Raw genomic sequence first — 13468 nt, forward strand, 5'->3', positions numbered from 1 at the left:
GCGCGGCCTGATGCTTTTTGCCGCAGGGGGAACCATGATCCGCATCTTCAGCCATTATGTGTCGAAAACAGCGTTTATCCTGCTGTTGCTGGAAATCCTGATCCTGCTGCTGTCGGCCACCCTGACGTCCTTGCTGTGGCTGGCGGATGGCAGCCACTTGGTGCGGGCGAGCGAGGTCTACCTGTCGTCCTCGATCTTTGCGCTGGTCATTGTCTTGAGCATGAGCGCGCTGGGCATGTACCAGCACCGCTCGCGCGAAGACATCCGCAACACGTTATTACGCATCCTGCCCTCGTTCGCGCTCGGTTTTGCCGTGCTCAGCGTGTTGATACGCTTTATTCCAGCCCTGCATTTCGGACGCGGCAGCGTGCTGATCTTCGGCTTGGGTGCCATCGGCGTGCTGCTGGCGCGCCTGCTGGTATTCAAATCCTCGCAATCGGCGCTGATGAAAGGCCGGCTGATCCTGGTGGGTGGCGGGGCGCTGGCGCGCGAGTGCATGGACTTGGCGGCCAGCAAGATCGGTTTTCACCAGTTTACGGTCGTCGGCTGCATCGATGTGGCAGGCGAGCAATGCTGCGTGCCGGCCTCGGCCTTGCTGCCGAACGGACCGTCCCTGCTGGCCACGGCCCAGCGCCATGCCGCGCATGAAATCGTCGTGTCCGTCAGCGACCGGCGCAATGGCGCGTTTCCTGCCAAACAACTACTTGAATGTGCGCTGGGCGGCGTCAAGGTGATCGACGCGGCCACGTTTTTCGAGCGCGAAGCGTGCCAGATTCGCATCGATTCATTGCAACCGAGCTATCTGATCTATGGCGGCGGCTTCGACCAGAGCTTTTTCCGCGCTACCTCGAAGCGTTTGTTCGACCTGGCGGCCAGCGGCGTCATCTGCCTGGCGTCGCTGCCCGTGATGCTGGTGACCGCCCTGTGCATCCGCCTGGAAGACGGTGGCCCCGTGTTCTATCAGCAAGAACGGGTGGGGCGCGACGGCCAGCCATTCAAGGTGCTGAAATTTCGCAGCATGCGCTGCGACGCCGAGCGCGACGGCACGCCCATCTGGGCCTTGGCCAACGATGCGCGCATCACGCGCGTGGGAAATCTGATCCGCAAGCTGCGCATCGACGAGCTGCCGCAGATGCTCAATGTGTTTCGCGGCGAGATGAGTTTTGTGGGACCACGCCCCGAACGCGCGTATTTTGTCGAGCAGCTGAAGGAGCAGGTGCCGTACTACAACATTCGTCACAGCATCAAGCCGGGCATCACGGGCCTGGCGCAGGTGCGCTACCAGTATGGCGCTTCCGTCGAAGATGCCGTCAAGAAGCTGCAATACGATTTGTATTATGTGAAAAACAATAGCCTGTTCCTCGACCTGCTGATCCTGCTCGACACGGTGCAGGTGGTGCTGTTTGGCAAGGGCAGCCGATGATGCGGGACCAGTCGGACTGGCTGGCGGCGCCCGACGCGGCGGCTCTCAGCCATGGCCTGGCGTCGCTGGCCTTCTTCGTGCTGGCGCTGCTATTGATCAGCAACTGGCGCGCGCGGCAAAACGTGCGCGCCTTGCTGGTGGCGTGCCTGGCGACGGGCGGCTGGGCGACGGGCACGGTGGTGCTGGTACTGCTGGGGCAGCGCATCGCGCTGGCCGGCGACGCGCTCGAATTGCTGCGCACCCTGGCCTGGCTGGTATTCCTGCTGCTGCTGATCGAACCGTCGCGGCCCCGTTTGCGCCTCGTGCTGGCCGGCATCGTCCTCACGGCGCTGGCACCGTGGCTGCTCTCCATGGCCTCATCCTGGCTGGCGCTGCCTTTGCCGGCGCGGTTCATCGCCAGTGTCTGCCGTTTGCTGCTGGCCGTGCTGGGCATGTTGTTGGTGGAACAGTGGTACCGCAACACGCCGCCCCTGAAACGCTGGGGCATCAAGTTTGCGTGCCTGGGCGTGGGCGGGTTGTTCGCCTATGATTTCTATCTGTACAGCGACGCCTTGCTGTTTCGCGCGGTCAATGATGACATCTGGGCCGCGCGCGGCATCGTCGACGCCCTGTGCGCGCCGCTGCTGGCCGTCTCGGCCGCGCGCAATCCGGGCTGGGCGCTGGGCTTGTCCGTCTCGCGCCAGATGCTGTACCGCTCGGCCGCCTTGCTGGGCTCGGCCATCTATTTGCTGGCCATGGCGGCCAGTGCCTATTATTTGCGCTATTTCGGCGGCACCTGGGGTTCCCTGATGCAGATGGCTTACCTGGGCGGCGCGGCCTTGCTGCTGGCGGGCGTGCTGTTTTCCGGCAGCCTGCGCGCCAAGCTCAAGGTGTATATCAATAAACATTTCTACAATGCCATCTTCGATTACCGCGAGGAATGGCTGAGATTTACGCGGGCCTTGTCCGAAGATGGTCCGGCCCTGGGCGAACGCACGATACAAGCGATGGCGCAACTGGTGGAAAGCCGCGCCGGCGCGCTGTGGATCTTGCGCGAACAGGGGCAGTTTGCCCCGGCCGCCAGCTGGAACTGGCCGCCGAGCAGGTGGAGCGAGCCGGCATCTGGTCCCTTGTGCCAGTTTTTGGAGGCAAGGTTATGGGTAATCGACGTGCCCGACTGCCAGCAAAACCCGCGCCAGTACGGCGGCTTGCAGTTGCCGCCGGCGCTGCTGGCGCTGCCCGGCGTGTGGCTGCTGGTGCCATTGATGCTGCATGGCCAGCTGTTCGCCTTTGTCGCGCTGGCGCGGCCCCGCACGCATATCAGCTTGAATTGGGAAATCCTCGACGTGCTGAAAATTGCCGGCAGCCAGGCCGCCAGCTACCTGGCGCACCGCGAATCGCTCGACACCCTGACGGTGGCGCGCCAGTTCGACTCGTTCAACCGCATGTCCACTTTCATCGTGCACGACCTCAAAAACCTCGTGTTCCAGCTGTCGCTGCTACTGAGTAATGCGGAAAAGCACCGCGCCAATCCCGCCTTCCAGGAAGACATGCTGGGCACCCTCGACCATTCCGTGCAGAAAATGAAGACCTTGCTGCAGAAACTGGCGCGCGGCGAAGCGCCGGAAGCGCCGGCGCCGCTGCTGCTCGACGGCTTGTTGCGCCAGGCCGTGGCCGCCAAGGCAAGCCTGGCCCCGGCGCCCCGGCTGGAAATCGTCGATGGCGAGTTGACGGTGCTGGCCAACCGCGCGCGCCTGGAGCGGGTGCTGGGCCACTTGATCCAGAACGCCATCGAGGCGACGGCCAGCGATGGCAAGGTGGCCGTGCGGCTGCGGCGCGAGCAGCACACGGCCGTCGTCGAGCTCGACGATACGGGGCAGGGCATGAGCGAGCAATTCATCCGCGAACGCCTGTTCAAACCGTTCGACACGACCAAGACGGCGGGCATGGGTATCGGCGTGTTCGAAAGCCGCGAATACCTGCGCGAAGTGGGCGGCAGCCTGGAGGTGCGCAGCGAGCCGCAGGTGGGCACGACGTTTCGCGTGGTCCTGCCGCTGCACGCGGCATAGCAAAGGAGTGCCATGGGCAAACAAAAACTGCTGGTCATCGAAGACGATCCCGGCCTGCAAAAGCAGCTGCACTGGAGTTTTGACGGCTATGACGTCTTGCTGGCGGGCGAGCGCGAGGCGGCGCTGGCGCTCGTGCGGCGCCACCAGCCGGCCGTGGTGACGATGGACCTGGGCTTGCCGCCCGACCCGGACGGCGCCACGGAAGGCCTGGCCACCCTGCGGCAAATCCTCGCGCTGGCGCCGGACACGAAAGTCATCATCCTCTCCGGCAACCAGGAACGCGCGCATGCCTTGAAAGCCATCGCCCTGGGCGCCTACGATTTTCACCAGAAACCGTTCGAGGCCGACATGCTGGGCCTGGTCATCGCCCGCGCGTTCTTTCTGCACGCGATGCAGCAGGAAAACCGCCGCATGCTGCAGACGCAGGCGGACTCGCCGCTGGCCGGCATCGTCAGCCGCGATCCGGGCATGTTGAAGCTGTGCCGCAGCGTGGAAAAAGTAGCGCCCTCGTCGGCCAGCGTGATGCTGCTCGGCGACTCGGGCAGCGGCAAGGAACTGATTGCGCGCGGCTTGCACGCGCTGTCGAGCCGCCATGCGCAACGCTTTGTTGCCATCAATTGCGCGGCCATCCCCGAAAACCTGCTCGAGAGCGAGCTGTTCGGCTATGAGCGGGGGGCGTTTACGGGCGCGGCCCGGCAAACCCTGGGCAAGATCGAACTGGCCCACGGCGGCACTTTCTTTCTCGATGAAATCGGCGACATGCCGATGGGGCTGCAGGCGAAACTGCTGCGTTTCCTGCAGGAGCGGGTCATCGAGCGCGTCGGCGGGCGCGCCGAGATCGCCGTCGATGTGCGCATCGTCTGCGCCACGCACCAGGACCTGAAAGTGCTGGCGGAGCAGGGACGTTTCCGCGAAGACCTGTTTTACCGCCTCAGCGAAATCGTGCTGCGCATTCCGCCGCTGCGCGAGCGGGCCGGCGACGCGGCCTTGCTGGCCCACCATTTCAAGAACAAGTTCTGCGCCAGCGAAGGCCGCAGCAACCTGCATTTCAGCACCGGCGCGCTGCAGCTGATCGAAAGCTACGGCTGGCCCGGCAATGTGCGCGAAGTGGAAAACTGCATCAAGCGGGCCGTCATCATGAGCGACGGGCCGCAGATCGCCGCCGACGACCTGGGCTTACCCGCCAGCGCCCAGGCTGCGCCCCAGGATGAACCGCTGAATCTGCGCCAGGCCCGCGACGGGGCCGAATACAAGGTGATGGTGCGCGCGCTGGCGCGGGCCGACGGCAATATTGCCAAGGCGGCCGAACTGCTGGGCGTGAGCCGGCCCACCCTGTACGACCTGATGGGTCATCACGGCATCAAGTCGCAGGTGAATAGCTGAGTGTATTAAAAATCAAGATTGTGTAAGGCGTCGCACATACGATGGCGCCGCCATGGCGCATCCTTGCCTCATCTACAACAAGGAGGCGCCATGAACGCGATCAATCTATTGATGCAGGACCATAAGGCCGTGAAGGCCCTGTTTGCCCAATATGAAGGCTTGAGCGACCGCTCATTTGCCACCAAGAAAAAGCTGGCCGACCAGATCTGCCAGGAACTCACCGTGCACACGCAGCTGGAAGAAGAAATCTTCTACCCGGCCGTGCGCCGCCCCATCCACGACGGCGACCTGATGGATGAAGCCCTCGTCGAGCACGCGAGCGCCAAGGAGCTCATCGCGCAAATCTCCGCCATGGACCCGGCCGACGACCTGTACGACGCCAAGGTCAAGGTGCTGTCCGAGCAGATCGAGCACCACGTCAAGGAAGAGGAGGGCGACATGTTTCCGAAGGTGCGCGAGACGGCCGTCGACCTCGACGCGCTGGGCCAGGAAATGGCCGCGCGCAAGGAACAGCTGACGGGCGTGGCCGCCTGAACGGCTTAAAAAAATCAACAACCAAGGGAGTATTCCATGCAAGCTACACAATTGTCCGTGTCGGACCTGAACAATCCGGGCGTCTCCTGGGGCGCCGTGCTGGCGGGCGCGGCCGCTGCGGCCGCCTTGTCCTTCATCCTGCTGATCCTCGGCGTGGGCCTGGGTCTGTCATCCGTGTCGCCATGGTCGTTCAACGCGACGGCCATCGGCGTGTCGACCATCGCCTGGCTGGCCTTCATGCAACTGGCCGCCTCCGGCATCGGCGGCTACATGGCGGGCCGGTTGCGCGTGAAATGGAGTGCCATCCACACGGATGAAGTGCACTTCCGCGATACGGCGCACGGCTTGCTGGCCTGGGCCGTGGCCACCCTGATCACCGTGGCCGTGATGGCCGGCGGCACGCGCGCCGTACTGAGCGGCGCCATCGATGCGGGCAGCGGCGTGGCGGCGGCGGTGTCCCCAGCTGCGGCGGCGGGTGCGGGTGCGGCTGGTGCGAAGGCGGGCGAGGGCGGCGGCGCCAATCCGCTCGATTATTTCTCGGACATGCTGCTGCGCGCACCTGCCGTGCCTGCCACCGCTGCTGCCACCACCGGCACCCTGGCGGTACCTACGGCCAATGCCAGCACGGCCGACCAGCGCATGGAAACCGGCAGGATCTTCGCGACAAGCCTGTCCGCAGGCAGCCTGGCCGCCGATGACCGCGCCTACCTGGGCCAGGTCGTGGCCAGCCGCACGGGCTTGACGCAGGCCGAAGCGGAAGCGCGGGTCGACGCCGTCTACGGCCGCGCAGCCAAGGCCGCCGCCGATGCCAAGGCGCGTGCCCAGCAGGCGGCCGACACGGCCCGCAAGGCCGGTGCCCACACGGCACTGTGGATGTTCGTTGCCTTGCTGCTCGGCGCTTTCGTGGCCAGCCTAGCGGCAACGTTTGGCGGCCGCCAGCGCGACCATGAGCGCGTGCTGCGCCACGTCACCATCTGAACCCTGTCTCTATAAACTATATAAATCAAGGAGTCCTCCATGCGTTCCATCCTCTTGCTGCTGCTGGGCATTCCATTGCCCATCGTCATACTGATCGCCCTGTTCGTCCGCTGACAAGGCCAACACAAGAACCGGTGCCCGCTGAAAGGTGGGCGCCGGTTTTTGCGTGAAAGCGGGCGCATGTGTAAGATGGCGCCATCTTTCCTCCGAGACCATCCATGAACGTGACCTCCATACGTCCCTTGCTGAAAACCGCCACGATCGCCGCCTTTGCCTGTACTGTGCTGGCCGCGTGTTCCACCCTGATCGGCCCGCGCGACGTGAATGTGTCGCTGAGCAAGATGCAGCAAGGCCTGGAGCGCCGCTTTCCCATCGACAAGCGCGTGCTGTCCGTGCTGGACGTTAAGCTGACCCACCCACAACTGTCCTTGCAACCCGAGCGCGAAAGAGTGGCTCTCAGCGTGGATGCCAGCGTCTTGCCGCCTTTTATTCGCCAGAGCTGGCGCGGCAGCCTGGCCATGTCGGGCCGCCTCGTGCTGGACGCCCAGCGCAACGCCGTCTACCTGAGCGAGGCGAGCGTGGACAAGGTGACCATCGACGGCATGGATGAAGCCCAGCAGCGCCAATTCGCCAAGGTGGCCAGCCTAGTGGCCGACCAGCTCATGCATGAAACCCCAATCTACACGTTCAAACCCGAAGAATTGCGCTATGCAGGCGTGCAATTCGTGCCGACGCAGCTCAGGACCACCAGCAATGGATTGACGGTGACGTTCGAGCCGGTGAAGTAGGGGCGCATTGCACCAGGATGCTGTTACGGGAAAATGTAATGAAGGCTGTCGGCAGGCGGTTCTATCCGCTCAAGAACCACCCGGGCGAGCAGCTTTTCGATGGCCTCGGCGTCGCGCACATTCTGCTCTGACACCGCATAGCCATCATGTAGAGAAATTTTCAGCACCCCGGCATGGCACCAGATGAAGACCTCGATACCCATGATGTCACACCGCCCGGGCTGTTGCCACAAGGTGCCATCAATCAGCGATGGAAACTGCAAGTATGCATCGCCGGGGTAGGCGACGCCAGGTAAAGGCTGCGGTGGCGGTGCGTCAAATTTCACCAGCTTGATGCCCAGGCCCGCCAAGAATGTGTCGAGCTGTGCGGGTTCGACGTAGGCAAAGGCGACATCCAGTGAGTCGCCGTCATTGGCATGTCCCCCAAGCGCCCTGAAAAAACGGAAGAACTTCAGGCGCCGCGACCACTTGCGCAGCTTTTTTTCGTCATGTTCCTCGAACAGGTATTGCGTCCATCGATTCACGGCGATCCTTCATTAAGCTGTATCGTTGTGTTATTGCGCGGCGTCGCCTCTTCATGGAACAGGTCAGCCAGGTATTCGCACAGCGCATCGGCTTGAATATCGTCGGGAATAATGAAATCGGCGGGCCGGCGCTTGCCTTCCGCGCCGAGATAGAATGCGCGCCATGCTCCCGGCATCCCCCGGATGCCAATCAGCGTGCCGAAAACATTGAATCTGAATTCCTGCATCAGTCTGCGCCAACAAAACAAATGGTTTGAATGTGCCGCGACAGGAAGCATTGCGTAAAGCGCCGTGACATAACCCGATATTTATTGTGCTATAGTAACATTTACTTAACTTGGGGCGGGCGATGATGAATATCAGCACGGTGGGAATCCAGCCTGGGGCATTATCGGTCGCGCAAGGCAACAAGACATCATCGGACAAGACATCGTCGGACCAGGCGCAGGCCACCCGGGCACCGGCTGGCGCTGGCGCCGTGGCCGACGACGTCGTGATTTCCACCCTGGCCGGGCGCCTGTCGAAGGCCGCGACAGCCACCAGCGCCACCGTCCAGGGCTACGATCATGCGGGGCTGGGTGTGTGGGTGAAGGACAATACGACGGAGATTCTCTATCCGCTGGACGCGGAACACAAGGCGGCCGCCGCCAGGCAGGTGCCGGAACCGAATGACGCGGCCTCGGCAAAGTCGGCCGCTGCCGCTACCGCGTTTGTCGACAGGAAGGGGCCCAATCCCTTTGCTGGCTTGTTGCGCGAGCAATTGTCCACCATTTCGAACGATGACAGCGGGACCTTTACCATCAACGAGCGGCGTGCTGCCTTTACGCAGGCATACGATGAAGAACAGGCCTGGCGCACCCAAGTCGTGGCGCAAGCCATGCAGGAATACAATACCACCGGCAAGATGACCAATTTCTTCAAGTCGGTGCTGGGGCATTTCAATACATTGCCCCAGCTGGAACAGTCGCAATATCCCGCCAATTATGCGAGCGACCTGGAAGACAAGATCAAGCTCGATTTTAATTATTTCAATCATGCGGCCGGCGATGGCGGGCCAACGCCGGGCTCGCTTGCGGACCTGCTGAAAAATCAGGGTAAAAAGACCGTGGACCTGTTCGATCTCCTGATCCGCTGATACCTGGAATTGTTCAACTGTCATTGTTGCGGGGCAGGCTGGCGGACTATAATCCGGCCTCCCATGCCTGGACAAGCATGTTCCCCAACATGAAGTGAAAACAATTAAAGGAATCTTCGTGAAACGTTCACTGATCAGCGCCGCTTGCTGCGCCTTGCTCGCCTTATCTTCGCCCTCGCTGTACGCCCAAGCCACCAATCCCGCCGCACCCGTCTCCGGCATCGACCTGAAAACCCTGGACCCGGCAGTCAGTCCCAGGGATGATTTCTACGGCTATGTCAACGGTGTCTGGACCCGCAATACGGAAATCCCGGCCGACAAATCCGTCTGGGGCACGTATATCGAATTACGCGAAATCGCCCAGGGCCAGTTGCGCGGCCTGATCGACGCCACCGTGAAAAATCCCGGCAAGCCCGGCAGCGAGGCGCACAAGATCGCCGACCTGTACACGAGCTTCATGAACGAGAAGGCGCGCAATGCGGCCGGCTTCAAGCCCCTGCATGCCGAACTGGCCCGCGTGGCTGCCGTCAAGGACAAGAAAGACTTGCCGGCGCTGCTGGCCTATCTGCAAGGTAATGGCGTTGCGACGCCGTTTTCCGCCTATGTGGCGCCCGATGCGCAAGACCCCGAGCAGTACACGGTCAATATCAGCCAGTCCGGCCTGGGCTTGCCCGACCGCGATTACTACCTGAAGGACGACGACGCCAAGCTGCAAGCCGTGCGCGCCAAATACCTCAAGCATATCGAGACCATGCTGGCGATGAGCGGCGACAAGGCCGCTGCCGAACACGCGGCGCAGATCCTCGACATCGAGACGCGCCTGGCGGCAGTGCAGTGGACGCGCGTGCAGATGCGCGACCCCGTGAAATCGTACAACCGCGTCGATTTCGACAAATTCGCGGCACTGGCGCCGGCCTTCGACTGGAACGTCTACTTTACGGCCGCCGGCCTGGCGCCGAAGGCATCCTCGGCCGTCGTGCGCCAGCCCAGCTTCATGACAGGCTTTTCCGAGACCGCGGCCGCCGTGCCGCTGGCATCGTGGAAGAGCTATCTGAACTGGCGCATCATCGAAAGCTATGCGTCCTACCTGGACAGCGCAACCGTCAAGGAACGCTTCGCCTTCGACGGCACGGTGCTGCGTGGCGTGCCGCAAAGCGAACCGCAGTGGCAACTGGCGCTGCGCTTCACGGATAACGCCATCAGCGACGCCGTCGGCAAGCGCTACGTGCAAATGTATCTGCCGCCGGAAACCCGGCCCCGCGTGATGGCCATGTTCGACAATTTTGTCGCCTCGTTCAAGGATGGCATCGAGCAGCTTGACTGGATGGGCCCGGAAACCAAGAAGGAAGCCCAGCTCAAGCTGGCAGCCTTGAAGCCGAAGATCGCCTACCCCGATACCTGGCGCGACTACAGCAGCATGCAGACGCAGCCGAACGACCTGATCGCCAACGTGCGCGCGGCACGCGCGTGGAGCCGCCAGCAAAACCTGGCCAAGCTGGGCAAACCGGTCGACCGCGACGAATGGTCGATGACGCCGCAAACCGTCAACGCCAGCTACAGCCCGGCCCTGAACGCCATCACGATTCCCGCCGCCATTTTGCAGCCGCCATTCTTCAACGTGAAGGCGGAAGACGCCGTCAATTACGGCTTGCTCGGCATCACCTTCGGACATGAAATCAGCCATGCCTTCGACGATTCGGGCAGCCAATACGATGCCAAGGGGCGTCTGCGCAACTGGTGGACGGCGCAAGACCGGGCGGCCTTCAAGGCGCTGGCCGCCGGCCTCGTCAAGCAATACGGTGCCTACAGCCCCGTGCCCGGCTACCACATCAATGGCGAGCTGACCTTGGGCGAAAACATCGGCGACAATTCCGGCCTGTCGATCGCCTACAAGGCCTACCAGCGCTCGCTCGGTGGCAAGCCGTCGCCCGTGCTAGATGGCTTGACGGGCGAACAGCGCCTGTACATCGGTTTTGCGCAGAAATGGCGCGCGAAACTGCGTCCCGAAGCGGCCATCGCCCAGATCAAGAGCGACCCGCATTCGCCGGGCGAATTCCGCGCCAAGGGCACGGTCAAAAACCAGCCCGGCTTCTACGAAGCGTTCGGCATCAAGCCGGGCGACCCGATGTATCTGCCGCCTGAGCAGCGTGTGATCATGTGGTAAATCACGTGGTAAACCCGTAGGGCAGTCGCGCAACCGCGCCGGGGACTATTCCTTGGCGTGGTTCAGCGTGTACCTGGGCAGTTCCACCGTCAGGTCTTCCTGGGCCAGGCGCGCCTGGCACGACAGGCGCGAGTGGGGCTGCAAGCCCCAGGCCTGGTCCAGCATGTCTTCTTCATTGTCGCCCAGCTCGTTGAGCGAGTCGAAACCCTGCACCACGACCACGTGGCAGGTGGAACAGGCGCCGACCTGGCCGCAGGCGTGTTCGATGTCAATCTGATTGCGCTGCAATGCGTCGCAAATGCTCATGTTTTCCGGCGCGTCGAAGACGGCGCCTTCCGGGGCCAGCTCGGGATGGGGCAGGACGGTGATTTTTGGCATGCGGGATTCTCCTCGTTTATCCTTCAATGCCGCCACTGTGGACCTTCCCGCCTTGGCAAGGTCAAGCCCCTGCGGCATCCTGCGCAACGATGCACGCGTCCAGATGCTCGAGCAATTGCAGGAACACGCGTTTATCGGCGTAGTGATTCATCGTGTTACTCAGCAATACATCGCTGGCGGCCGCTGCCACGGCGCTGTGGGCTTGCGCGCAGGCGGCATGCAGTTGCGCCCGATCGAGTTCCAGCAGCGCCGTATTGACGGCTTCGCGTGTGAAATCGTAGGCATCCATGCCGCAGCAGTCGGCGACACAATGGGTTTCCAGCAGGCAGATCAGCGGCCACAGTTCCGCCAGCAAGGGATCGATGTCGATGGCTTGCTCATAGCGGCCGTCAAGACCGATGAATTCGATCCATGCATCGTCGCCGATCTGGATATCGTATTGATGGTCGCGTTGCGTCATGTTTCAGCATTCTCCTGGGCAGTGGTATCGCATTATAAAAAAAACCGCCCGAAGGCGGTTTTCTAACGCGGTACTGCAGCGCTTAGATAAAATAGATCAGTGCGATGATGCCCACGACCAGCGCCACGCGGGTGATCTGGTACGCCGTCTTGTTCCACGCCTTGAAGCGGCGGCGGTACTGGCCCATGGTCCAGGAAATCTGGAACAGCTTGCTCACGCCGCCCACCTGGTCGCCCAGTTCGTTCGGCGAGGCGGCGGCCGTCATCAGGGTGCGGCCCAGCCAGCGGTTCAAGCCTTGCGCCCAGCGGTAGCGCATCGGGCGCTCGATGTCGCAGAACAGGATGATGCGGTCGCTGTCGGCATCGTTGCGGGCCCAGTGGATATACGTTTCATCGAACATCACGGCCTGGCCATCGCGCCAGCTGTGGCGCTCGCCATCGACGTCGATGAAGCAGCGGTCGTCGTTCGGCGTCTGCAAGCCCAGGTGGTAACGCAAGGAGCCCGCGAACGGGTCGCGGTGCGGGTTGAGCTTGCCGCCTTGCGGCAGTTCCGCGAACATGGCCGCCTTGATCGACGGAATCGATTGCAGCAAGGCATAGGTTTGCGGGCACATCTGCTGCGCCGACGGGTGGTTCGCGTCATACCATTTCAGGTAGAAACGCTTCCAGCCATATTTGAAGAAGGAATTGAAACCGACGTCATTGTTCTTTTCGGCGGCCTTGATCTTTTTCATTTCCTGCATGCGCAGCGCTTCATCGCGGATGATTTGCCAGTTCTGCTGCAGCGGCGCCAGTTCCGGGAATTGATCGACGGCCAAATACGGCGTGGCCGGCACTTTCGAAAAGGTGTGCATGAACAGGTTCAGCGGCGCCATGAACGAGGAGTGATCGAAGATCTGGCGGCGGAACGGCAGGCGCACCTTGCCCCGAAAATGAATATGTAAAACAGAAAACACAAAAATGCCCAGCAAGGCCCACTTCATACACAACCTCGTTTTTTAAGAATGGGGCAATTATAACCAGTTAATGCCATGGCCACCCCGGGCCACGGTGAAGGAAAGATGAAGCGGCACGCGTGGACGCTCTGTCCTACAATGGCCTTTTCTACACACTTATCCGAGGTAACAATGGAAATCTGGCACGCACCGCTCGACCTGGCCATCCTCAACGCCGCCAGCGAGGGCACGGCCATGCGCCACCTGGGCATCGAATTCACGGCCTTCGGCCCCGACTGGATCGAAGCGACCATGCCCGTCGACCACCGCACCATGCAGCCATTCAAGCTGCTGCACGGCGGCGCCTCCGTCTTGCTGGCCGAAACCCTGGGCAGCATGGCCGCGAATGCCTGCCTCGATTCCAGCCGCCACGTGAGCGTGGGCCAGGAAATCAATGCCAACCACCTGCGCGGCGTGCGCGGCGGCCACGTGACGGGGCGCGCCACGCCGATCCACCGGGGCCGCACCAGCCAGGTCTGGGAAATCCGCATCACGGGCGACGACGGCAAACTGTGCTGCATCTCGCGCATCACCATGGCCGTCATCGACGCCCCGGGCGCGGGCTGATACGGCAGCTCTTGACTTGCATCAAGGCATGAAAAGCGAGCGCGTGAAATCATAAAAAACGCTGTTCGCTTATAATTCAGTGTGCTGTTGTA

The 13468-nt window shown here is 62.3% G+C and carries 14 protein-coding genes; 9 read left to right on the top strand and 5 right to left on the bottom strand.

Annotated features, from left to right (window positions below):
* Positions 1–34 precede the first annotated feature (34 nt).
* The 6 genes from AC54AG_RS06135 (at position 35) to AC54AG_RS06160 (ending at position 7154) form a co-directional block, all read left to right on the top strand.
* Complete coding sequence (locus AC54AG_RS06135; RefSeq protein WP_496629733.1) at positions 35–1423, top strand: TIGR03013 family XrtA/PEP-CTERM system glycosyltransferase; 1389 nt, start codon at positions 35–37, stop codon at positions 1421–1423.
* Entirely contained in the window at positions 1420–3471 is a 2052-nt protein-coding gene (gene prsK / locus AC54AG_RS06140; RefSeq protein ID WP_496629734.1) for an XrtA/PEP-CTERM system histidine kinase PrsK, read from the top strand. Before AC54AG_RS06135 ends, prsK begins: the two co-directional genes overlap by 4 nt.
* Positions 3472–3483: 12 nt before the next feature.
* The gene (prsR, locus tag AC54AG_RS06145; protein ID WP_496629735.1) at positions 3484–4854 is read left to right on the top strand and encodes a PEP-CTERM-box response regulator transcription factor; all 1371 of its coding nucleotides are present in this window, start codon (positions 3484–3486) and stop codon (positions 4852–4854) included.
* Positions 4855–4944: 90 nt separating this feature from the next.
* Positions 4945–5388 (top strand): hemerythrin domain-containing protein, encoded by a 444-nt coding sequence (locus AC54AG_RS06150; RefSeq protein WP_072453716.1) that lies wholly within the window; start codon positions 4945–4947, stop codon positions 5386–5388.
* 36 nt (positions 5389–5424) lie between these two features.
* Positions 5425–6366: a hypothetical protein gene (locus tag AC54AG_RS06155; RefSeq protein ID WP_496629737.1), complete on the top strand. Its 942-nt coding sequence runs from the start codon at positions 5425–5427 to the stop codon at positions 6364–6366.
* 218 nt (positions 6367–6584) lie between these two features.
* Positions 6585–7154: a DUF1439 domain-containing protein gene (locus AC54AG_RS06160; RefSeq protein ID WP_496629738.1), complete on the top strand. Its 570-nt coding sequence runs from the start codon at positions 6585–6587 to the stop codon at positions 7152–7154.
* A 23-nt stretch (positions 7155–7177) separates the two neighbouring features.
* On the opposite strand, the gene AC54AG_RS06165 is transcribed toward AC54AG_RS06160, so the two are convergent.
* Both AC54AG_RS06165 and AC54AG_RS06170 read right to left on the bottom strand, forming a co-directional pair.
* Positions 7178–7678 (bottom strand): hypothetical protein, encoded by a 501-nt coding sequence (locus AC54AG_RS06165; RefSeq protein ID WP_070301809.1) that lies wholly within the window; start codon positions 7676–7678, stop codon positions 7178–7180.
* The gene (locus AC54AG_RS06170) at positions 7675–7905 is read right to left on the bottom strand and encodes a DUF7661 family protein (protein ID WP_034748505.1); all 231 of its coding nucleotides are present in this window, start codon (positions 7903–7905) and stop codon (positions 7675–7677) included. Before AC54AG_RS06170 ends, AC54AG_RS06165 begins: the two co-directional genes overlap by 4 nt.
* Positions 7906–8027: 122 nt before the next feature.
* Between AC54AG_RS06170 and AC54AG_RS06175 the strand changes: the two genes are divergently transcribed.
* The gene (locus AC54AG_RS06175) at positions 8028–8813 is read left to right on the top strand and encodes a hypothetical protein (RefSeq protein WP_496629739.1); all 786 of its coding nucleotides are present in this window, start codon (positions 8028–8030) and stop codon (positions 8811–8813) included.
* Positions 8814–8931: 118 nt separating this feature from the next.
* A complete protein-coding gene (locus AC54AG_RS06180) occupies positions 8932–10977 on the top strand; it encodes a M13 family metallopeptidase (protein ID WP_496629740.1) in 2046 nt (681 codons plus the stop codon).
* Positions 10978–11022: 45 nt separating this feature from the next.
* Here the strand turns inward: AC54AG_RS06180 and fdx are convergent, their stop codons facing one another.
* The 3 genes from fdx to lpxO all read right to left on the bottom strand — a co-directional run bounded on the left by fdx (position 11023) and on the right by lpxO (position 12797).
* Entirely contained in the window at positions 11023–11355 is a 333-nt protein-coding gene (gene fdx, locus AC54AG_RS06185; protein ID WP_072453711.1) for an ISC system 2Fe-2S type ferredoxin, read from the bottom strand.
* 61 nt (positions 11356–11416) lie between these two features.
* Positions 11417–11815: a DUF6331 family protein gene (locus tag AC54AG_RS06190; RefSeq protein ID WP_496629741.1), complete on the bottom strand. Its 399-nt coding sequence runs from the start codon at positions 11813–11815 to the stop codon at positions 11417–11419.
* An 82-nt stretch (positions 11816–11897) separates the two neighbouring features.
* Positions 11898–12797 (bottom strand): lipid A hydroxylase LpxO, encoded by a 900-nt coding sequence (lpxO, locus tag AC54AG_RS06195; protein ID WP_034748499.1) that lies wholly within the window; start codon positions 12795–12797, stop codon positions 11898–11900.
* 144 nt (positions 12798–12941) lie between these two features.
* On the opposite strand from lpxO, the gene AC54AG_RS06200 reads away from it, so the two are divergent.
* Positions 12942–13376 carry a hotdog fold thioesterase gene (locus tag AC54AG_RS06200; protein WP_072453709.1) on the top strand — a complete coding sequence of 145 codons (435 nt, stop codon included), beginning with the start codon at positions 12942–12944 and terminating at the stop codon, positions 13374–13376.
* Positions 13377–13468 lie beyond the last annotated feature (92 nt).

This window comes from Janthinobacterium sp. BCJ23 (assembly GCF_059617945.1).